Here is a 22,538-nt window from a genome sequence, read left to right as displayed (position 1 = left end):
ACGTTGTAAGGGGAGTGCTCAAAAACTTTATTAAAAATTTCATGATAAATACCCGTGCCGTCGCGATTTGTAAAACCTTCCCACGAGTCAGTAGCCCAAATTATATCAATCTTTGGTGATTGACCACACTTGGCGATACCTGAAGTAAATCCTACAAGTAGAACGAGGAAAAGACTGGCGGCACGCAGAGTGTTTATTTTTTTAATAAAGTTTATGTCCCCAACTTAGTTTACTTCTTAAAACATTAAAATAATTATGATCGAGGGGATGCACTAATCGAAGGGTATTTTTACTCTTTTTAATGATCACTTCATCACCAGGCATCACAGCTAAAATAACATGGCCGTCACAACTGACTTGTAAGTTTTCGTAATTTTCATTAGCGAGCACTAATTTAATTTCACTATTCCCGTCAACTACAATCGGACGACTAGTTAATGTATGGGGGAACATTGGCACTAAGGACAATGCATTTAAATTTGGGGTTAGAATAGGTCCGCCAGCAGACATTGAATAAGCCGTTGAACCAGTAGGTGTTGAAACGATTAAACCATCTGAGCGTTGGCTAAACATAAAACTGCCGTCGATATACACTTCAAATTCAATCATGCTAGCAACTTTACCCGCATGCAATACTGCCTCATTAACCGCACTATTAGAGCTTTTTAGTTTGCCATGGCGATAGACTTCAGCTTCGATAATAAATCGTTGTTCTGAACGAGACTCACCCGCTAATATTTTAGTTAATGGTTCGTTGATATCATCCGGCGATAAATCAGTTAAAAAACCTAAATTACCGCGGTTAACCCCTAAAACACCGATGTTATAACAAGATAAAACGCGTGCGGCACCTAACATATAACCGTCGCCACCGACAACGATGGCAAGATCTGCTTGATCACCTATTTCAGTGACTGAACGAATATTAATATCATTAAATTCGAGAGCACTCGCTACCGAATTTTCCACAAGAATTTGATAACCTTGCGTTGAAAGGAATTGGTACAGAGCATTAATAGTAATGCCTGCTCCCTTATGGTTTGGCTTACCAATTAAGCCGATTGTTTTATATAGTTTACTCATATTCGCTATAATTAGGGATTTTACACGGTTAACAGCAGTTTGGCGCTATTTTGGAAACTTGTAAAGTTGACTTTTTTATAAATGTTTCACATTTGTTCTTGAATCATTTAAACAAGCCCCCATAATTAGCACAATATTAGTTTTAATTAGTCGCATTTTACGATTTATCTTGGAGTTTTTCATGACTAACAAGTCTACAGAGAATAAGAGTGCTGAAGAAATTTCAGCAGAAGATTTAGCCGCAGAAATTATTGGTGAAGCAGAAGAGCAAGTTGAAGTGCAGTTAGATGCAGCCGCTGATAATATTAGTCCTGAGCAAGAAAGAATAAATGAATTAGAGCTCTCTTTATCAGTAGCTCAAGCTACAGTAGCGGATCAAAAAGATGCGGTGATTCGAGCAAAAGCAGAAGTTGATAATGTGCGTCGAAGAAGTGCACAAGACGTTGAGAAAGCACGCAAGTTTGCATTAGAAAAATTTGCCGCTGAAATGTTAACTGTCGTGGATAACTTAGAACGTGGTTTAGCAACCATTGATGCGGAAGCTGAAGAGCAAAAAGCTACTTTTGAAGGCGTTAATTTAACTCTGCAAGGTTTATTGTCAGGACTAGAGAAGTTTGGTGTTAAAGCGATTGATCCTCAAGATCAACCTTTTAACCCTGAGCTTCATCAAGCGATGTCGATGCAAGAAGTTGAAGGTGTTGAGCCAAATACTGTTATTGCGGTAATGCAAAAAGGTTATGAATTAAATGGTCGATTAATTCGTCCAGCAATGGTGATGGTATCTAAAGCTGCCCCTGCCGTAGATACTTCAGCATAAATTCAATGTATAAGCACCCAGAAAAGCCAGACATGATGTCTGGTTTTTTTATGGGTTTACATTGAATAAGACGCTCGAGAAAAGCACGCAGGATTTGTGTAAATTTGCCTGTAATTCTGCTTTATTTGTTATTTTCAAAAAATATGTCATTTTTTTTACTTTTTTTAACAAAAAGAGTTGAAAACAATTTTCTCGCCCCCAATTTAGTTTTCAACAACAGATTAATTTAATTTAGTATTCGGAGATCCTCAAGATGGGCAAAATTATTGGTATTGACCTAGGGACAACAAACTCATGTGTTGCTGTACTCGATGGCGACAAAGTACGTGTTATTGAAAATGCAGAAGGCGATCGTACAACACCTTCTATCATCGCTTATACAGAAGATGGTGAAACGTTAGTGGGTCAACCAGCTAAACGTCAATCAGTAACAAATCCTAAAAATACATTATTTGCTATTAAGCGTTTAATCGGTCGTCGCTTTGATGATAGTGAAGTGCAACGCGATATCGGCATTATGCCTTTTGGTATTGTTAAAGCAGACAACGGTGATGCTTGGGTAACGGCACGTGATAAAAACGTAGCTCCACCACAAGTTTCAGCAGAAGTTTTAGCGAAAATGAAAAAAACGGCAGAAGACTTTTTAGGTGAAACCGTTTCTGAAGCGGTAATCACAGTTCCTGCTTACTTCAATGACTCACAACGTCAAGCAACGAAAGATGCTGGCCGTATTGCGGGCTTAGATGTAAAACGTATTATTAACGAGCCTACGGCTGCTGCTCTTGCTTACGGCATGGATAAAAAACAAGGCGATAAAGTTGTTGCTGTTTATGATTTAGGTGGTGGTACATTCGATATTTCAATTATTGAAATTGATGAAGTTGAAGGTGAGCACACTTTTGAAGTATTAGCGACTAACGGTGATACGCATTTAGGTGGTGAAGATTTTGATAACCGCTTAATCAATTACCTAGTTGAAGAATTCAAAAAAGACCAAGGCATGGATTTAACAAAAGATCCATTAGCAATGCAACGCTTGAAAGAAGCTGCAGAAAAAGCGAAATGTGAACTTTCTTCTGCACAACAAACTGATGTAAACCTACCTTACATTACGGCAGATGGCTCTGGTCCTAAGCACATGAACATTAAAGTGACGCGTGCAAAACTAGAATCACTTGTTGAAGATATGGTTAAAGCTACATTAGAACCACTTAAACAAGCACTTAAAGACGCTGATTTATCAGTAAGTGATGTGAATGATGTTATCTTGGTTGGTGGTCAAACACGTATGCCAATGGTTCAAAAAGCAGTGTCAGAGTTCTTTGGTAAAGAGCCTCGTAAAGATGTAAATCCTGATGAAGCAGTAGCTTCTGGTGCAGCAATTCAAGCGGGTGTACTTTCTGGTGATGTGACTGACGTACTTCTTTTAGATGTTACGCCATTATCATTAGGGATTGAAACAATGGGCGGTGTGATGACGAAAGTTATCGATAAAAATACCACTATCCCAACGAAGCAATCACAAACATTCTCAACAGCTGACGATAACCAAGCGGCGGTAACTGTGCATGTTGTACAAGGTGAGCGTAAGCAAGCTTCGGCTAACAAGTCTTTAGGTCAATTTAACCTTGAAGGTATTGATCCAGCGCCACGTGGTACACCACAAATCGAAGTAACTTTCGATATTGATGCCGATGGTATCTTACATGTAACGGCTAAAGATAAGAACACAGGTAAAGAACAAAAAATCACCATTAAAGCTTCATCTGGTTTATCAGACGATGAAGTAGAACAAATGGTACGTGACGCGGAAGCAAATGCTGATGAAGATGCGAAGTTTGAAGAACTAGTTCAAGCACGTAACCAAGCTGACGGCATGATCCACGCTACTCGTACTCAAATTACAGAAGCCGGTGATGATTTACCTGCAGAAGATAAAGAGAAAATCGAAGCGGCATTAGCGGAACTTGAAACTGCTTTAAAAGGCGATGATAAAGAAGCGATTGAAGCTAAGTCTCAAGCGGTTATCGAAGCTTCAGCTAAGTTAATGGAAATTGCACAAGCGAAAGCTCAAGCACAAGGTGGCGCACCAGAAGGTGCAGCTCCTGAAGGCGACGCAGCTCCAGCTGATGATGTAGTAGACGCTGAGTTTGAAGAGGTTAAGGACGACAAATAAGTCGGCTGAAAAGCTTATCGCTAGTTAGTCCCATTACTGCGTTGGAAGTACTCACTTGGTAAACCAAGCTCCGTGCTTCCGCCTTGTACTGAAACTAACTAGCTTAAAGCTTTACAACCTTAGTTCATTAAGGTTGATAAATAATAAAGCGTCGATCGTTATCGGCGCTTTATTCTGTTTTATTATTCTTGCTAACGTATTAATTTTATTAGTTATTTTTTATCCAATAAGTAATTAACCAAATTGATATCAATAGATGTGAAGTAAAGAGAATTATGTCAAAACGCGATTATTATGAAACGCTTGGCCTTACAAAAGATGCTGGCGAAAGAGAAATAAAAAAAGCTTATAAACGTTTAGCGATGAAATATCATCCCGATCGTACTCAAGGTGATAAATCGAAAGAAGAGACGTTTAAAGAAATTAAAGAAGCTTATGAAATTCTAAGTGATGATCAAAAGCGTGCGGCATATGATCAATATGGTCATGCTGCTTTTGAACAAGGTGGTCACGGTGGTGGCGGCTTTGGCGGTGGTCAAGACTTTGGTGATGCTTTCGGTGATATCTTTGGTGATATTTTTGGTGGCGGTCGACGTGGCGGTGGTCAATCTCGTCAACGTCGTGGTAGTGATTTACGTTACAACCTTGAAATGAGCTTAGAAGATGCCGTAAAAGGTAAATCTGTAGAAATTAAAGTACCGACTTATGTCGCTTGTGAGCCATGTGATGGCTCTGGAGCGAAAAAAGGCACAAGTGCTAAAACTTGTTCGACTTGTCATGGCCACGGCCAAGTACAAATGCGCCAAGGTTTATTTGCAGTGCAACAAACGTGTCCAACTTGTTCAGGTAAAGGTAAAGTCATTAGCGACCCTTGTACTTCTTGTCGTGGTCAAGGTCGAGTAGAAAAAACTAAAACCCTTAATGCGAAAGTACCTGCAGGTGTTGATACAGGCGATCGTATTAGGCTATCAGGTGAAGGTGAAGCAGGTGAGCATGGTGCGCCAGCTGGTGATTTGTATGTGCAAGTGCATGTTAAAGATCATCCGATATTTGTTCGTGAAGAAAATAACTTATACTGCGAAGTGCCAATTAGTTTTACGACTGCAGCTTTAGGTGGTGAAATTGAAGTGCCAACCCTTGGCGGTAAAGTTAAACTGAAAATACCTAAAGAAACACAAACAGGTAAAATGTTCCGCTTAAGAGGTAAAGGTGTTAAATCAGTAAGAAGTCATGCGACGGGCGATTTAATGTGTAAAGCGGTAATTGAAACTCCCGTGAATCTCTCCGGTGATCAAGCTGACTTATTGCGTCAACTTGAAGAAAAAATGGGTAAAAATCAAACCAAGCATAACCCAAAAGAAACTGGATTTTTCGACAGCGTAAAAAACTTTTTTGATGATTTAAAAAGTTAAGTCTTTCAGAAATAGTCAAAAAATTAAAGCCATAGAAAATAAATTTTCTATGGCTTTTTTTAGCGTATTAAATTGTTCTATACTCAATCTTGAATCGTTGAATGTTTCCAATGTTTCCAATGTTGCCTATTTTTGCTAAGGGAATATTTGGATAATTTAATATAAATTAGTAATCCTACAGAAGTATTTTTCATGGCCAAAATATTATTTATTGTCGTAAGTTTCATGTGTTCTTTTACTTTGTCTGCAGAGGAAGCTGCGGAATTACCGCCGTTAGATCCAGGCTATGTAGGAGTTCATGGTATGGTATTATTTACGAAATCATCGAGTATTTATGCTTCTCATCTTCCCTTGTATCATAAGCCTCATAACGTACAACTAATTTATAAACTTGAAAATAAAGATTTAGCACTTTTACAAAGTGTCAGGGATGGGGATTTAGTCACTATTAAACCTAAACCATTTAACTTGCAACGACTTATGCGCGGTGAAAAAATGGTGATTAATGCCGATGTATATTCAGGGCATTTTGAGCGAGATGGCATGCTTGTCTATGAAAATATCCCACTTACCTTTGCTAAATTGATGTATGTCAGAGACATGGTGGACTTAACCGATTCTTCGAATAAACAAGAGTATGATGTTGTAAACATAAATAAAAATAATAAATTATATATACATCGCATCCAGAAAGCCCCTAGCTATGATCATATTCTTCATATTGATGTAGAAGCGGGCTGCTTAGGCCGTTTTAATACCAGCTCTGCCGTTCCTAAAGAAAATGAATTACTGTATAAATTTGTCAATTGTGGAACTATGACGCCTTTGTATTATGAGAGCCAAGACTTTTCTGTTTTATAGATTTTGTCACTTTTATCGTTAGAAATTTTACTGAAAATAGTGCCAATAATCTTTATTTAAGGGAATAGAATATTTTGCTTAGATTTATGGTGTTTTGTAGTTGTTTATTTACTTTATTGGCTAAAGCAGATGAGCAACTTTTATTTGTGGTAAATGATCCTGGGTCACTACCTTACTTGTATTTTGATCATGATCAAAATTCATACGTAGGAGTGATCCCTGATATATTACATGGCATGCAATCGCTCAATTATCGGTTTGTTTCAAATAGTCGAAAAAGAAGTGAAGAACAAATATATGCTAACAAAGCTGACATGATGATGTTAAGTGTGGCTTGGCTGAAACAACCAGAAAAGGTGATATCAACGATTCCAATTCATCAGCACCGAAGTTTTTTATACAGTCCTCGTGAATTCCCCGAAAACTTTTCTCTTGCCGAGTCTAAAAAAATTAACACTGTATGTACGAGAAAAAGTTATTTTTATCCAAAGCTAAATTCTTATTTTGACAGTAAACGACTAATGAGAGTCGATGCATCAAACCATTTATCGATGTTAAAAATGCTGTTTAAAAAACGCTGTGATTATTTAGTGATGAACGAATTTAATGCCATCAATATTATGCAATTGCCCTTCTTTGAGGGCAAACAACTTTATCATGCCAATCAACCAATAAGCAGTGTACCCCTCAATATTATTTTACGGCCTGAATTTACTCGTGAAAAACAATTATTAGATGATCATATTCGAGCGCTTCAAGAAAGTGGTGAGATGGATAAACTTTTAGCCAAATACACTTATACTCACCAAGCAAAAAAAGAATAAGATTTTGTTGTTATTGAGAATAACTATTCCTCTTCAAAATTAGGTAAAACGCCACTTCGGCTATGCTCAAAAATTAAAGAGGTCTCAACAGTTGTCACTTCATCTCTTGAGGTTACGGCATTAAAGACAAATTGACGTAAGTGTTCACTATCTCTAACGGACATATGGATAAAGTAATCATAACTCCCCCCCATATGATATAAACTGACTATTTCTGGTAGTTTCAATAAGTCGTCTCGTAATTTATTGACGATTTCCTCTGAGTAAGGTTGCAGCCGTATCGCGGCAATCGCTTCTATATTCCCGCCAATACTTTTAAAGTTAATATCAACAAAAGCACCTTTAATAATGCCATTTGTTTTCATTCGTTTCACACGCTCTAAACAGGTAGATGGCGCAATGCCTATTTGCGACGCTAATTCTTTATTGGTGATATCTGCGTTTTTATAAAGAATGGTGAGTATTCGTAAATCGATTTCGTCTAATTTTTTCATTTGTTATTGTTTACTCATTCATTTACATCTGATTATTAATTGCATACTACACTTATTATTGTTTGAAAAACCAGTGAAAACAGATAATAAAAGAAATTATTATCGATAAAGTCAGTTTATTCCGAATTAAAGACGCGCCATTGTTTTTTCTTATTGAGTTGAACTAAGCTATTTAGTAAAAAATGGATGATCATCACGCGTATTTGTGACATATTATGTCGCAAATAAAAGCAGTGGAAAATTGAGGTTTTATGCCAATTAAGTCAATTCAAGATTTTTTAAAGTTAGAAGCATCAAGTGGGATTATTCTGATGGTTACGGCAATTTTTGCCATGATTGTTGCTAATTCTCCTTGGTCAGTTTATTACGACATGCTGCTAAATATTCCTGTAGTAATTGCCGTTGGATCCTTTGAAATAGCTAAGCCTTTATTATTGTGGATTAATGATGGACTGATGGCGTTATTTTTCTTCTTAGTAGGTTTAGAGCTGAAAAGAGAATTTCTAGAAGGTGACTTATCAGAGCCAGGACAAATTACCTTGCCAGCAATAGGTGCTATCGGTGGTATGTTAGTGCCGGCGCTTTGTTACGCCATGCTTAATTATGATAATCCAGTTGCGTTAAATGGTTGGGCAATACCTACGGCAACTGATATTGCTTTTGCATTAGGAATTTTAGCGATTATTGGTTCGAAAGTGCCTTTACAGCTGAAAGTATTTTTAACTTCACTGGCGATTTTTGATGATTTAGGCGCAATAATTGTTATCGCATTTTTTTACACGGAACAATTGTCGTTGCTATCGTTGAGTATTTCGGCAGTAATGTTAACACTTTTATTTATGTTAAATCGTAAAGGGGTTACCGATACCGCCCCTTATATTTTTATCGGCATTATTTTATGGGTTGCCGTGTTAAAATCAGGTGTTCATGCCACATTAGCTGGGGTTATATTAGCATTATTTATTCCTATTAAAGGCAAAGAAGGCGAGCCTTCACCGTTAAAGTCTCTTGAACATAATTTACACGCGTTAGTTGCGTTTATTATTTTGCCAATTTTTGCTTTTGCTAATGCAGGGATCAATTTCAGCGGTGTCGGTCTAGAACAAATTATATCCCCTGTACCGCTTGGGATCATTTTAGGTTTAGTCGTTGGCAAACAAATTGGTGTCTTTGGTTTTTGTTTTATAGCAATTAAACTCGGTATGGCAAAGTTGCCTGATAATGTAAATTGGACCTTGTTATATGGCGTTGCTATGTTATGTGGCGTTGGCTTTACCATGAGTTTATTTGTTGGTTCACTTGCTTTCGAGCAAGACGCGACAAGTCCGCTTTTTCAAGATAGATTAGGCATAGTTGTCGGCTCCCTTATCTCTGGGATCAGCGGCTACCTATTAATTAATAGCGCGGTAAAACACTTACCTAATTCACCTGAAAAAAAATAAATCTTTAGTGATAAAATTGGCGATGTTTTTTGTCGCCAATTTTCGTTAAAATACCGACAATTTTCTTCGATTCATTTGCCGTATGAAACACGACTATCAGGATTTGATAAAGTTATTCGAGCAATGCTTTTATCAAACGTATAATACTCGATTAGTAAAAGGTGGTGATGAACCGCTTTATTTACCTTCGAGTGAACAATGTAGTTATCATCAAATTATTTTTGCTCATGGCTTTTTTGCGAGCGCACTTCATGAGATTTCTCATTGGTGTTTAGCGGGTGAGGCTCGTCGCCTGTTAGAAGATTTTGGTTATTGGTATTTACCTGATGGACGAAATGCCGAGCAACAAAAACGGTTTGAGCAAGTTGAAATTAAGCCACAAGCAATTGAATGGGCTTTTTGTGTCGCTTCAGGAAAAGCATTTTCTGTTTCTGCGGATAATTTAAACGGTGCACAGGCGAATACGGTTCAATTTAAACATGCGGTTTACCAACAAGTTAAAGTGTATATTCAACAAGGCTTTCCATCACGCGCGCAACAATTTATCGAGGCATTGGCGACTTTTTATCAGGTTACTTTACCACTTAGCATAGAACAATTTATTTATGAAAAAGAGTCATATGAGTCTATTTAAACTAGGTTTAATTATTAATCCTATTGCCGGTATTGGCGGTAGTGTTGCCTTAAAAGGGAGTGACGGGGAAGGGATTGCTGATAAAGCTAAATTATTAGGTGCTCAAGCAAAAGCAAATGACAGAGCTAAATTAGCGTTAGAAATTTTAGTCCCTTATCAAGAGAATATTGAAATTTACACTGCAAATGCATTGATGGGGGAAGACATCGCTCGTACTTTGGGTTTTAAAGTCAAAGTGGTTTATCAAGCCCCGTCAGTTGATACAACTTCGCAAGATACTGAAGATACCGTAACAGCTTTATTAGCGGAAGATATAGATTTATTGTTATTTGCCGGTGGTGATGGCACTGCACGAAACGTCTGTCATATGGTTGGTGGCACTTTTCCTGTATTAGGGGTGCCTGCAGGCTGTAAAATACATTCAGGTGTTTATGCTGTTACACCGAAAGCGGCAGGGCGAGTAGTTGAAATGATGGTGACAAACCAGTTGGTTACATTAACAGAAGCGGATGTGATGGATATTGACGAATCATTATTTCGTCAAGGTATTGTAAAAGCCAAACGATTTGGTGAAATGAAAGTGCCATGTGAGCTACGTTATATTCAAGCGGTTAAATCGGGTGGGAAAGAGTCTGATGAATTGGTGTTACAAGACATTGCTGCTGATGTTATTAATCAAATGGATGAACAGTTATTTATAATTGGCTCAGGATCAACAACCGCTTATTTAATGGCAGAGTTAGGATTAGAAAATACCCTTTTAGGGGTTGATTTGGTTCAACAACAAAGGTTATTGGCAAATGATGTTACTGAACCTCAATTATGGCAATACCTTCAAGATAACTCAGCGACAAACGTTAAGTTGGTGATCACCTTAATTGGTGGTCAAGGTCATATATTTGGACGTGGTAATCAGCAATTGAGTCCTCGCGTAATAAAAGCGATTGGTAAAGAAAATATTATCATTATTGCCACAAAAACCAAACTTAGCGCTCTGCAATCAAGACCGCTGATTGCTGATACCGGAGATAGTGATGTGGATAATTTACTCGCTGGTTTTATGACAGTAACGACAGGGTATCATGATCAAGTGTTATATCCTGTTGCTAGCCCACAATAAAAGTCAACCTAACAAAATAATCATACAAAGGATACATGCGTGAAAGCGATGAATTTACAAGCGTTATATCAATATTTTGATGAATTAGTAGCAGAAGAAGCTGACAGTGATACTTTATTTGCCAGTAGTTATATTCGAGGTTTTATCGCCTTAGTCGCCGCTCAATTTGGCGATGAAAACCAAGTCATTAGTGTTGAACTTTGTGATCGTGTCAGCGAGGAGCTCAGCAAAGCTAAAACTGAGTTGACTCCCCAAGACAATGCCATTGTGAATAATTACTGGTTAAGTTTACAAAAAACTTTACTCGTTTAAGAGTTTCTTATTACCTGAAATAATCTGACAAATTATTTACTCAGACTTGATACCGCTTCAGTTAGTTTCGTGAGTAGCTCTTGTGACGAGAATGTATTCTTTGCTACATCAAAGTTATCGTAAAAACTAGGTATCGAAAGAGAGGCTTTTACATCGCCATTAAAATATGGCGCTGATGTTACAGCTGCATTTAATACGGTTGCAGCACCTCCAGGGCCCGGTGATGTCGCTAATAGAACCATAGGTTTATTTTGAAAAAGTTTTTGATTTATTCTCGACGTCCAATCAAATAAATTTTTGTAAGCAGCAGTATATGAACCATTATGCTCGGCAAATGAAATGATCAGTGCATCTGCTTGCGTTATTTTTTGATAGAAAGCTTTTGCTTCCTTCGGTTGCCCTAATATAGCTTCTTTATCTTCGCTAAATAAAGGCATTTCATAGTCATTGATATCTAACACTTCAACATCTGCACTTTTTACCAAAGAAGCTGCATAGGTAGCTAAGGTTTTATTGATAGACTTACTACTGCTACTCGCGGCAAAGGTTAATATTTTCATAATAGTTAACTCCTTAAGTTATTCAGGTTGTTTTGTAAACTAGCGCTAGTATATATTAAGTGTTATATGTAATTAATATCACTTTTAAGGATAAACTGTTTCCAAATGGCTTCTAATACAAATTTATTTGATGGTATCGTAATTTTTACCCAGGTGGTTAATTGTCGTGGCTTTAGTGCTGCCGCAGAAAAAACGGGGCATTCAAGTTCATATATCAGTAAAGAAGTCAATAAATTAGAAGCTCGATTAGGAGTGCGGTTATTGAACAGGACTACGCGATCTATTAGTTTGACCTCTGAAGGGGAAGTGTATTATCAACAATGTCAGCAAATGGTAAACGATGCCGAACAAGCTTTAGGCGAATTAGATCAAAGCCAAGAAACCATTAAAGGTGTTTTAAAAATCAGCTGTCCTGTTAGTTTTGGCCTTAATTATCTTCAGCCTGTATTATCGAAATTTCTTCAGCACTATCCGTTAATGAGCTTAGACATTGATTTTAATGATAGACAAGTTGATGTGGTATTAGATGGATTCGATTTAGTGATCAGGGCGACTCAACAGCTCGAAGAATCAAGCCTGATTTGTCGAAAAATATTTCAATCAAAAGGAGTAACCGTTGCTTCAGCTGAATACCTTAAAAAATATGGTCGACCTACAAATCCTAGCCAATTATCTGAACATAACTGCTTGTGTTATAGTAATTTACGCTTGCCACATAAATGGGTTTACCGCACATTGAATGACAAAATGATTGTGGTTGATGTGAAGTCTAAACTGCTTTGTAATAGCGCACAACTTGAATTAAAAATGGCGTTAGATGGTCATGGAATAGTACGTTTGCCAGAATTTGCATTAGAAGATACTTTGAAAAATAACCAGTTAGAAGTGCTCTTTAGTGATTATCAAGAGCCTGCCATTGATGTTTTTGTGGTTTACCCAAGTCGCAAATATTTGTCGCCTAAAATTAGGTGTTTTATTGATTTTATTGTCAATGAGCTGCCAAATGAATCCCTTTGAAATTAACTGCTTTGGACTGTCATATAGACAAAATTCAATTTTTGCTTAGCTATATTTTCGTTTAATAATATCTCGGATCACAAAACGATTCGGTGAGAGGTTAAAGAGCATGTCACTATCAATTGGATAGGGTGCGCCCGTCAAATCAGCGGTTAAAATTTGTGCTAATAAAGGGGCAGTACAAAGCCCTCGAGCACCCAAACCCGTTAACAGATACAGATTTTTAATCTGGGGTGCTGGTTGATAAAATCGCCAATTTTTATCTTTCGCTAAATGCTGATAATTTGCGATATGTTCCTTTATATTTGGCATGGCGCCAACTATTGGCAAATGATCAGGCGTCATACAGCGTAAACGTGCTTTTCGGGTTACTATGTCAGATAACTGCCATGATGATATATTAGCGCTTAATTCGGGTAAGCACTTTTCTAACATGGTTAAGTTATACAGGTCATCCTCGTCTCGAGGTACAGTATCAAAACTGTTTTTATCAAAAGTGGCGCCAATACAATGTATTCCTTTATGTTCAGGCGTTAAATAACCTTTATGACAAATCACCGTATTCAATTTGCCAAGATGTTTATTGGTTTTCATTGAGGTAATTTGGCCTCTTACTGAACTTAAAGGCAAGTCATCGATTGTGTTTATTTTTATGCCGTCAGCACCACCACAAAACACTAGAACAGAAGCATTAAACTCGCCTTTATTGGTTTTTAATCGCCAACTGTCGTCATCTTGTTGTGAAATACTCGAAACTTGCGTCGAGGTTTCAATGCGTAAACGATTCGTGTGAGCCGCCGCTTTGAGTAATTGTTCGACTAATTCTTGTGGGGCTATCCAACCTGATTGAGGAAAAAACAACCCGCCATGCTCTAAAGGAATTTGTGCTTGTTGGCTCGCTTGTAATTTATCCATACTGGTGACTAATTCATTTGGCCAAGCTTGAATTTTGTCAAATGCTTGTTGACGCTTTTCAAAAGACGATTTATATGAAATTTCGAGTAAACCACACCAATTATGGCTGAAATGATATCCTTGAGCGTCAAGTTCATTATAAAAGTTTAATGCAACCGAAAAGGCTTTTTGATAGAACAGGCTAATGTCGTCTTGTTGCTGATGAATAAGTGGAAACAAAGCTCCGATAGCATTGCTAGACGCTCCTTGCGCGATTTTTATATCTTTACAATAAAGGGTAACTTTGATGCCGTTTTTCGTTAATAAATAAGCCGCACATGCTGATGCTATCCCTCCGCCAATAATGCTGACATGTTGTGGTTTAGTGATCTGTGGTCTTAATTGGTAACCTTTACCTTGAAGTTTATTTTGCTGATATTTCCCGGTTAAAATTTCATTTTTATTGCCTAAGTATTGTTTTTTTTCTAACCGAAAACCAACTTGCTCTAACCCTCGTCGAATAAAACCGGCAATAGTAAAGGTACTGACGGTTGCTTGTGGTTTTGATAATCGAGCCATTTCGGCAAATAGTGCGTCTTGCCACATTTCTGGGTTTCGAGCGGGTGAAAAACCGTCGAGATACCATGCATCGACGAGTCCTTGTTGTTTTCTAGGTAGTTTTATCGCGTTAAGCGCAGCTGTGGAATCATCAAAGAAAATGGTTAACTTTATTCTATTATCAAAAAACAAACATTCTGCTTTTTGCCTAGGTTGTAGCTCGCCTTGAAGTTCAGATAGATACACGGGCGAATCAGGATAACAGGCAATCAGCTCGACTTTTTCATCAGTTAAAGCGTTTAGGCTGGCTAGTGATTTTACTAATTGTTTTTTCGTGAGTGGATATTTTTCAGTGCTAATAAAATGCAACACAGGCAATTGGTGACTTTGCGCGAGCTTTTTATATAATTTTAACGTTAGTAAAAAGTTTAACCCTGTGCCAAAACCAGTTTCAGCAATGGTAAATTCTTTTGCTCCTCTGATTAAATTTTCAGCAATATTATTGCCTTTTATGAACACGTGTTCACTCTGCTGATATCCTGATTCGGTATCAAAATATATGTCGTTAAATTTTTCAGAATAAGGAGAGCCGTCGTCTCGAAACGTTATTTTATTGATAGAGGTCACTTTATGATCAATTTTTATAAATAGCACTATACACAAGGACTATTTTACCTATAATTCATCAACATTGTCATGGTTTGAATAAATGAGAGTACACGTGTACACTCAGCAGACCAGTTTCCGGGTAAATTTCTGTATGATATGCCCGATTTTTATAAATTTTAAATGGTTAATTAAATGAAACGAGTAGTCATCACCGGATTAGGAATTGTATCAAGTATCGGTAATAACGCTGAAGAAGTTTTAGCGTCTTTGAAAGCAGGCCGTTCAGGTATAACTAAAGCGGACAGCTTTGAAGAACAAGGCTTACGTAGCCAAGTATGGGGTAAACCTTCACTTGAACCAAAAGATCATATTGATCGTAAAGCCTTCCGTTTTATGGGAGATGCTGCTGGTTATGCTTATGTTGCAATGGAGCAAGCGATCGCTGATGCTAAATTGACAGAAGAACAAGTTTCTGATTTCCGTACCGGTATTGTTGCTGGCTCAGGTGGCGCATCATCAGAAAATGTTGTTGCAACAACTGACACTTTACGAAATCGTGGTATTCGTCGTGTTGGCCCTTATGCCGTACCTAAAACAATGGGTAGTACAGTATCTGCTTGTTTAGCAACCCCATTTAAAATTAAAGGTGTGAATTATTCAATTAGTTCAGCTTGTGCAACAAGTGCCCATTGTATTGGCAATGCTGTTGAGCTGATTCAATTAGGCAAACAAGATGTCGTTTTTGCTGGTGGTGGTGAAGAAGTACATTGGTCATTAGCAATGATGTTTGATGGCATGGGCGCATTATCAGCGGGTCGTAATGATACACCAGAGTTAGCTTCTCGAACTTATGATGCTGACCGTGATGGTTTTGTTATTTCAGGCGGCGGCGGTATGGTTGTTGTTGAAGAATTAGAACATGCATTAGCACGTGGCGCACATATTTATGCTGAAATCGTCGGTTATGGTGCAACTTCTGACGGTTACGATATGGTTGCGCCAAGTGGCGAAGGCGCAGTGCGCTGTATGCAACAAGCGATGGAAGGTGTTGAAGGTAAAGTGGATTATTTAAATACTCACGGTACTTCTACGCCAGTAGGTGATGTTAAAGAATTAGGTGCTATTCAAGAATTGTTTGGTGATGATTCTCCGGCAATCAGTGCGACTAAAGCCATGACAGGTCATGCTTTAGGTGCTGCGGGTGTTCATGAAGCGATTTACTCTTTATTAATGATGGAAAATAACTTTATAGCACCTTCTATTAATATCGATACGCTTGATGAAAAAGCACAAGGCCTAGATATTGTCACTGAAGCTCGTGAAGCTGAACTTGATTTAGTAATGTCAAATAGTTTCGGTTTTGGTGGGACTAACGCCACATTAGTAATGAAAAAATATAAATAACGATTAATTCTTTGCTATTTTTCGTTGTAACAGCATCAGAAATACTCATTGATAGTCATCAATTCCGTGTTTCTTCTTTGTTACAGACTTAAATAACTGCGAATTCATTCGTTATTACATTAAGCCACTTTACAGTGGCTTTTTTATGTACAGGATGTACGGTATATCGTGGGTTCATGGATGAACAGGAGCGTGTATGTACAGGATGTACGGTATATCGCGGGTTCATGGATGAACAGGAGCGTGCATGTACAGGATGTACGGTATATCGCGGGTTCATGGATGAACAGGAGCGTGCATGTACAGGATGTACGGTATATCGCGGGTTCATGGATGAACAGGAGCGTGTATGTACAGGATGTACGGTATATCGCGGATTCATGGATGAACAGGAACGTGTATGTACATGCTTCCTGCCTTTCAAACCATTAGTGCATTTATGCACGTCGATTTGAAAAATACAATGTTGAAACAAGTTAGTAGTGAAAACTAAAATAAGTGTTTACTTAAATGAATATTTTTTATGATGAAAATATGCCGTTTGCGGCAGAATTTTTTGCAGACTTTGGTGAGTTAACGCCATTTTCAGGTCGTGACCTTACTGCAGAGCAAGTTGCCAATGCTGATGTGCTGTTAGTGCGCTCTATTACTCAGGTTAATGAAACCTTGTTAAAGCAAAATCATGCCTTAACATTCGTAGGGACAGCGACCATTGGTTTTGATCATATTGATAAAAATTATTTAGATTCGAGAAATATCGCCTTTACTTCCGCCCCTGGATGTAATGCTGTGTCTGTTGCTGAATATGTCCTGTCTGCACTAGTTGTATTGGCTGAACGTTATCAATTCAAACTATTGGATATGACGGTAGGTATTGTTGGTGCAGGTAATACGGGCAGTCGATTGAGTGAAAAATTAACCGCATTAGGGATCCAGCATGTCTTATTTGATCCTTACCTTGAGCAAGATGCTTCTGATAAGCGAAATTTTGTTACTTTAGAGGAAGCGTTAAGCTGTGATGTTATTTCATTACATGTACCTAAAACTACCCAAGGCGAACATCCAACTTATCATCTTCTAGATGAACAACGTTTAGCCGCATTAACTGCCGAACAAATTTTGATAAATGCCTGTCGCGGTGAAGTGATAGATAATCAGGCGTTATTGCGATTAAAGCAATCAGGACATCCACTGAAACTTGTTTTAGATGTTTGGGAAAATGAGCCTAATATTTTGCAAGAGTTAATTCCGTTTTGTGAAATCACCACTGCTCATATTGCTGGTTATAGCTTAGAAGGAAAAGCTCGTGGTACGGAAATGCTTTATCGTGCATTATGTCAACATTTGGAGGTTCGTGAAGAAAAATCATTAGAAAATTTCTTACCTGAATCAGGTATCAATCAAATTGAAATAAACCAACAATTTGATGAAATTTTACTAAACCAACTGGTGAAAATAGTTTACGATGTGCGTCGTGACGATGGCCTTTTCCGTCAACAAATAGGCTATCAACATGTAAATTGTCATTCATTTGATTATATTCGTAAAACTTACCCAGCTCGCAGGGAATTTTCGGCCATTCAAATAGCGATGACAAAACAAATAGAGAGTGATGTTTTATATCAACTCGGTTTTCGAAAAAGCAGTAAGCAGTAAATAGAAGCGTAAAAGAGAGAAGGGCATGACACAGAAATTTGATGTTTGCATATTAGGTGCAACAGGTTTAGTTGGTAAAACAATTATGGAAATTCTTGAAGAAAGAGACTTTCCTATTAATAAATTATATCCATTAGCAAGTGCTCGTTCTGCGGGTGAAATAATTGAGTTCAATGGCGAAAATATTGAAGTGATCGATGCTGACACCTTTGACTTTAGTCTTGCCCAAATCGGTTTTTTCTCAGCCGGTGGTAGTACTTCTGCAAAGTTTGCCCCTATTGCGGGTGAAGCAGGCTGTGTGGTGATTGATAATACTTCAGAATTTCGTTACGAAGATGATATTCCATTAGTTGTTCCAGAAGTAAACCCTAGTGCTTTAGCGGATTATCGTAACCGTAATATTATAGCCAACCCAAATTGTTCAACCATCCAAATGATGGTAGCGCTTAAACCAATTCAAGACGCTGTTGGTATTGACCGAATTAATGTTTGTACATATCAGTCAGTGTCGGGTGGCGGTAAATCTGCAATGGATGAATTAGCTAAACAAACTGCTGATTTATTAAGTGGTAAGCCGGTAGAAACGAAAAACTTTTCTCGTCAAATTGCTTTTAATGTGATCCCGCAAATTGATGTGTTTTTAGATAATGGCTACACCAAAGAAGAAATGAAAATGGTGTGGGAAACCAATAAAATATTAGGTGATAACAGCATTCGTGTGAATCCTACAGCGGTTCGTGTACCGGTATTTTTTGGCCATGCTGAAGCGCTTCATATTGAAACTAAGTCTCCAATTTCGGCTGAAGAAGCGAAAGAATTATTAAAACAGGCGCTTGGTGTTGTTGTTTGTGAAAATGACGAAGACTTCCCAACTCAAATTAGTGATGCGAGCGGTAAAGACGACACTTATGTTGGTCGTATCCGTGAAGATATTAGCCATAACAATGGCTTAAATATGTGGATTGTTGCCGATAATGTTCGTAAAGGTGCTGCAACAAATAGCGTACAAATCGCAGAATTATTAATAAAAGAGCATCTATAATAAAATCTATTATGCTGAAATCACTTAGCTATTGCTAAGTTCAAGATTTATTAAAGAAAAATAAAAACTCGTCGTTATAGTTAACGACGAGTTTTTTTGTTATAAAAAGGGTTCAATAAATAAAACCTATTGATATAAAAAATACGCTGTTTTGACATTGGAATAATTTTTGCTTTGTTTTTTCAGTACTTGGACGAGTCAAACAATTGGCTAACTATAAAAATAATTAGGAAATCTTAATGCAACGACTGTTACGCCTGTGCCTGTGGCAGGTTATATTTATCAGCATTAGTACAACCAGCCTTAATTCATTCGCGTTAGAAGAAGGCGGTATTCGTATTCGCGGTCCTAAAAGTATGGACGCTTTTCCTTTTGAACGATATGGACCTATTCGTTCAAGCGATACTTTATGGAATATAGCTTTACAAGTGCGCCCTGATCCTAGCCTTACTATTTATCAAGTGATGCAAGCGCTGTATCAAAAAAATCCTGCGGCTTTTAAAGATAACAATTTAAATCATTTAGTTGATGGTCAATATCTTGCCATACCATCAAAATCTGAAATTGCACAAATTAACCCTTATACTGCGCGACAAAAATCTGATCAAGACGATCAAACGTGGCAATCAAAAGTCGTTGAAAAAATAAAGGAGACTAAACCACCTGAGCAGAGTGTCCAGAAAAAAGATTTAGAATTAGCAAAAAGTGAGATTAACGATAAATTACAAACCTATGATAACTCTCAAAAAGAACGTTTAGAAAATATTCAAAATGACGTTTCTGATTCAATCGATGGTTTACAAGCATTACTCAAAGAAAATCAAGTGGTTGATAAACAACTGTCTAACTTTAATGAACAGTTAGAAGTTATTCAACAAGAGTCCGCTAAAGAAGTTGATGAATTAAAAGAACAACTGTCTGCAATGCAAGCTTTGCTTTTAAAACAAGAAGAAAGAGCCGCGGCGCGAGAGCAAGAATTATTATTAGAAAAACAACAAGCCGAATTAGAAAAAAATAACTTTATGACGAGTGCATGGTTTCTTGTCTTAATGGGGAGTATCCCTGCGGCCATTATTATCGGCACTGTCGTATTTTTCTTACGTCGAAAGAAAAAAACAGAGCATGAAGGCAACGACACAGAAAAATCGGTTGAAGCAAAGAGTAAAGCAAAAGAAGAAACCAAATCTGAACCCACTCAAGAAGCTGAGGATTCTTTATCATTAGACGATGAATTATCTTTAGATGATGAGCTGTCGTTAGATGACGAATTATCATTAGATGATGAGTTATCTATTGATTTATCGGAAGATAGTGGTGATGACTTATTAAGTGCTGATTTAGATTCACTCAATGATGATCTTCTTGATGATGATGAAGTTATTCATTTAGATGATAGTTTGAGTGATCTTGATGACCTTGATGATCTCGATGATTTAGAAGAAATATCGTTAGATATTGATGAACCAGCTGAAGAGCTTGAAGGCGGAGAATTAGATCAAGGCGATTTAGATTCACTTCTATCAAATATAGACGATGATCTTACAGATGAAAAAGCGGAAGAAGCTGAACCTCTTGAAGGCGGTATGTTAGATCAAGGCTCGTTAGATGATTTATTGCTTGATGTTAGTGATGAAGATGAAAGTCAAGATACTGATGATGTGCTAAATGTTGATAGTATTATTGATGAAATTGAGACTGATGAGCCTGAATCGACGAAAGCCTCAGAGTCTGCCGATGAATTACCCGACAATGCCGAATTAACCGACCCAGATGATATTGACGCGCTGATGGACTCGATGGCAAGTGCGCCTGAGTCAGAAACTGCGAGCGAAGCAACTGAAAGTGCGGTGGATGCCATTCCCGACAATGCCGAATTAACCGACCCAGAAGATATTGACGCGCTGATGGACTCGATGGCAAGTGCGCCTGAGCCAGAAACAGCCAGCGAAGCAACTGAAAGTGCGGTGGATGAAATACCTGATAATGCCGAATTAACCGACCCAGATGATATTGACGCGCTGATGGATTCGATGGCAAGTGCGCCTGTGCCAGAAACAGCCAGCGAAGCAACTGAAAGTGCGGTGGATGAAATACCTGATAATGCCGAATTAACCGACCCAGATGATATTGACGCGCTGATGGATTCAATGGCAAGTGCGCCTGAGCCAGAAACAGCCAGCGAAGCAACTGAAAGTGCGGTGGATGAAATACCTGATAATGCCGAATTAACCGATCCAGATGATATTGACGCGCTGATGGATTCAATGGCAAGTGCGCCTGAGCCAGAAACAGCCAGCGAAGCAACTGAAAGTGCGGCTGATGAAATACCTGATAATGCCGAATTAACCGACCCAGATGATATTGACGCGCTGATGGATTCAATGGCAAGTGCGCCTGAGTCTGAAACTGCCAGCGAAGCAGCTGAAAGTGCGGTGGATGAAATACCTGATAATGCCGAATTAACCGATCCAGATGATATAGATGCGCTACTGGCTTCAATGACGGGGGATTCAGCTCCTGAACCCCAAAAATCTTCTGCTATTGAAGAGTCTGCAGAAGATAAGAGCAATGATGAAAGTGATAATGATTCGGAATTAGATACGAAAAATCACGAGCAGATAGACAATTTTTCTGAAGAATATGTTGCGCCATTTTTATCTGCAGACTTTAGTGATTTGACTTCAGCTGAAGAAGAAATTACAAACGAAGCTACCCATCAAGAAGAAGCAATATCTGACGAGGATGATATTGACATAGATGCGCTGATTGCCGATGTTGCCGATAATAATCATCAGGATGAACTTTCATCTTTAGATATTGGCGATGATTTAGGCGATACGATAAGTGATGAGGTTACAACGGATGAATCAGCTGATGTTAATGCGCCTATTGACGATGAAATTCTAAATGATATTTCAAGTGATTTTGATGAGTCGACATTAACCGAGTTATTAAATGATGAGGATGATGAACAAACAACCTCACAAGTTGAGCTTTCTCCAGATTTTACTGATAGCAACGTTTTAGCGGATTTACTGGCGGATGACAATCAGGAAGAAGAAACTGAACAAATTGTTGAAAAAACTGAAGCAACTGAAATCAATGATATTCAAGAGTTAGACAGTTTAGATTTCGACGAGCTTCTGGCTAATATTGAAGAAGAAGCACCAACTTCAAGCGATGAAGACTTTGATTTATCAGATGATTTTGAAATTGCAGACAGTATTGAAAGTTTAGATGATGACACCACTGAGCAAACATCGGAGCAAGTAGAAAAGCGTCAGGATGATTTTATTTCCGTCGATTCATTAATATCAGATACACTTTCAGACTCAACTGAAAAAGAAGAGCCTTATGATCAAACCAATATTGATGTTGGTTTAGGTGATTTCCCTGAGTTTACCAGTGATATAAATCAAATAGATGTCGATGAAGAAGATGATAACGGAGTTGCTGCAAAACTTGATTTAGCAAAAGTATATATCGAAATTGGTGACAATGAAAATGCTGAAGTGATCCTACAAGATGTGGTTAAAATAGGTGATGCAGAACAACAATTTGAAGCACAACAATTGTTAGATAGTATGAATTAACACTTGTTTAAACTATAGAAGTAAAGCAGC

Annotated in this window: 18 protein-coding genes; 14 read left to right on the top strand and 4 right to left on the bottom strand. The window is 37.9% G+C overall.

What is annotated here, in order from left to right; genetic code table 11:
• Positions 1-201: 201 nt before the first annotated feature.
• On the bottom strand, positions 202-1,083 hold the full coding sequence (nadK, locus tag ABXH06_RS00215) for an NAD(+) kinase (protein WP_311577531.1): 882 nt from the start codon (positions 1,081-1,083) through the stop codon (positions 202-204).
• A 181-nt stretch (positions 1,084-1,264) separates the two neighbouring features.
• Between nadK and grpE the strand changes: the two genes are divergently transcribed.
• The 5 genes from grpE (at position 1,265) to ABXH06_RS00190 (ending at position 7,173) form a co-directional block, all read left to right on the top strand.
• Complete coding sequence (grpE, locus tag ABXH06_RS00210; RefSeq protein ID WP_353516888.1) at positions 1,265-1,900, top strand: nucleotide exchange factor GrpE; 636 nt, start codon at positions 1,265-1,267, stop codon at positions 1,898-1,900.
• A 253-nt stretch (positions 1,901-2,153) separates the two neighbouring features.
• Positions 2,154-4,076: a molecular chaperone DnaK gene (gene dnaK / locus ABXH06_RS00205; protein ID WP_311577524.1), complete on the top strand. Its 1,923-nt coding sequence runs from the start codon at positions 2,154-2,156 to the stop codon at positions 4,074-4,076.
• Between the two features lie 275 nt (positions 4,077-4,351).
• The gene (gene dnaJ, locus ABXH06_RS00200; protein WP_311577521.1) at positions 4,352-5,488 is read left to right on the top strand and encodes a molecular chaperone DnaJ; all 1,137 of its coding nucleotides are present in this window, start codon (positions 4,352-4,354) and stop codon (positions 5,486-5,488) included.
• Positions 5,489-5,680: 192 nt separating this feature from the next.
• The gene (locus tag ABXH06_RS00195) at positions 5,681-6,349 is read left to right on the top strand and encodes a hypothetical protein (protein WP_353516887.1); all 669 of its coding nucleotides are present in this window, start codon (positions 5,681-5,683) and stop codon (positions 6,347-6,349) included.
• 74 nt (positions 6,350-6,423) lie between these two features.
• Positions 6,424-7,173, top strand: a complete 750-nt coding sequence (locus ABXH06_RS00190) for a substrate-binding periplasmic protein (protein WP_353516886.1) — start codon at positions 6,424-6,426, stop codon at positions 7,171-7,173.
• Positions 7,174-7,196: 23 nt separating this feature from the next.
• On the opposite strand, the gene ABXH06_RS00185 is transcribed toward ABXH06_RS00190, so the two are convergent.
• Positions 7,197-7,667, bottom strand: a complete 471-nt coding sequence (locus ABXH06_RS00185; RefSeq protein ID WP_311577511.1) for an Lrp/AsnC family transcriptional regulator — start codon at positions 7,665-7,667, stop codon at positions 7,197-7,199.
• Between the two features lie 251 nt (positions 7,668-7,918).
• Here ABXH06_RS00185 and nhaA point away from each other — a divergent pair, with 251 nt between their 5' ends.
• The 4 genes from nhaA (at position 7,919) to ABXH06_RS00165 (ending at position 11,175) form a co-directional block, all read left to right on the top strand.
• Entirely contained in the window at positions 7,919-9,109 is a 1,191-nt protein-coding gene (gene nhaA, locus ABXH06_RS00180; protein WP_311577508.1) for a Na+/H+ antiporter NhaA, read from the top strand.
• Between the two features lie 82 nt (positions 9,110-9,191).
• Entirely contained in the window at positions 9,192-9,743 is a 552-nt protein-coding gene (locus tag ABXH06_RS00175) for an elongation factor P hydroxylase (RefSeq protein WP_353516885.1), read from the top strand.
• Complete coding sequence (locus tag ABXH06_RS00170) at positions 9,730-10,863, top strand: ATP-NAD kinase family protein (RefSeq protein WP_353516884.1); 1,134 nt, start codon at positions 9,730-9,732, stop codon at positions 10,861-10,863. Before ABXH06_RS00175 ends, ABXH06_RS00170 begins: the two co-directional genes overlap by 14 nt.
• 48 nt (positions 10,864-10,911) lie before the next feature.
• Positions 10,912-11,175: a YfcL family protein gene (locus ABXH06_RS00165; protein WP_311578884.1), complete on the top strand. Its 264-nt coding sequence runs from the start codon at positions 10,912-10,914 to the stop codon at positions 11,173-11,175.
• Between the two features lie 32 nt (positions 11,176-11,207).
• On the opposite strand, the gene ABXH06_RS00160 is transcribed toward ABXH06_RS00165, so the two are convergent.
• Positions 11,208-11,735, bottom strand: a complete 528-nt coding sequence (locus ABXH06_RS00160; RefSeq protein ID WP_353516883.1) for an NADPH-dependent FMN reductase — start codon at positions 11,733-11,735, stop codon at positions 11,208-11,210.
• A gap of 105 nt (positions 11,736-11,840) precedes the next feature.
• On the opposite strand from ABXH06_RS00160, the gene ABXH06_RS00155 reads away from it, so the two are divergent.
• Positions 11,841-12,752 carry a LysR family transcriptional regulator gene (locus tag ABXH06_RS00155; RefSeq protein ID WP_353516882.1) on the top strand — a complete coding sequence of 304 codons (912 nt, stop codon included), beginning with the start codon at positions 11,841-11,843 and terminating at the stop codon, positions 12,750-12,752.
• Positions 12,753-12,797: 45 nt separating this feature from the next.
• Here ABXH06_RS00155 and mnmC read toward each other — a convergent pair whose 3' ends face one another.
• Complete coding sequence (mnmC, locus tag ABXH06_RS00150; protein WP_353516881.1) at positions 12,798-14,831, bottom strand: bifunctional tRNA (5-methylaminomethyl-2-thiouridine)(34)-methyltransferase MnmC2/FAD-dependent 5-carboxymethylaminomethyl-2-thiouridine(34) oxidoreductase MnmC1; 2,034 nt, start codon at positions 14,829-14,831, stop codon at positions 12,798-12,800.
• 174 nt (positions 14,832-15,005) lie between these two features.
• Between mnmC and fabB the strand changes: the two genes are divergently transcribed.
• The 4 genes from fabB to ABXH06_RS00130 all read left to right on the top strand — a co-directional run bounded on the left by fabB (position 15,006) and on the right by ABXH06_RS00130 (position 22,508).
• Positions 15,006-16,217, top strand: a complete 1,212-nt coding sequence (fabB, locus tag ABXH06_RS00145; RefSeq protein WP_353516880.1) for a beta-ketoacyl-ACP synthase I — start codon at positions 15,006-15,008, stop codon at positions 16,215-16,217.
• 510 nt (positions 16,218-16,727) lie between these two features.
• Positions 16,728-17,873, top strand: a complete 1,146-nt coding sequence (locus ABXH06_RS00140; RefSeq protein ID WP_353516879.1) for a 4-phosphoerythronate dehydrogenase — start codon at positions 16,728-16,730, stop codon at positions 17,871-17,873.
• A gap of 25 nt (positions 17,874-17,898) precedes the next feature.
• Entirely contained in the window at positions 17,899-18,915 is a 1,017-nt protein-coding gene (locus ABXH06_RS00135) for an aspartate-semialdehyde dehydrogenase (protein WP_353516878.1), read from the top strand.
• Between the two features lie 239 nt (positions 18,916-19,154).
• Positions 19,155-22,508, top strand: coding sequence for a FimV/HubP family polar landmark protein (locus tag ABXH06_RS00130; RefSeq protein ID WP_353516876.1), 3,354 nt, complete (start codon positions 19,155-19,157; stop codon positions 22,506-22,508).
• The last annotated feature ends 30 nt before the right edge of the window (positions 22,509-22,538 follow it).

Source organism: Thalassotalea sp. SU-HH00458 (assembly GCF_040362795.1).
GTDB classification, from domain to species: Bacteria; Pseudomonadota; Gammaproteobacteria; order Enterobacterales; family Alteromonadaceae; genus Thalassotalea_H; species Thalassotalea_H castellviae.
The sequence above is the reverse complement of the archived record's forward strand: the minus strand, read 5'-3'. Positions and strand labels throughout refer to the sequence as shown.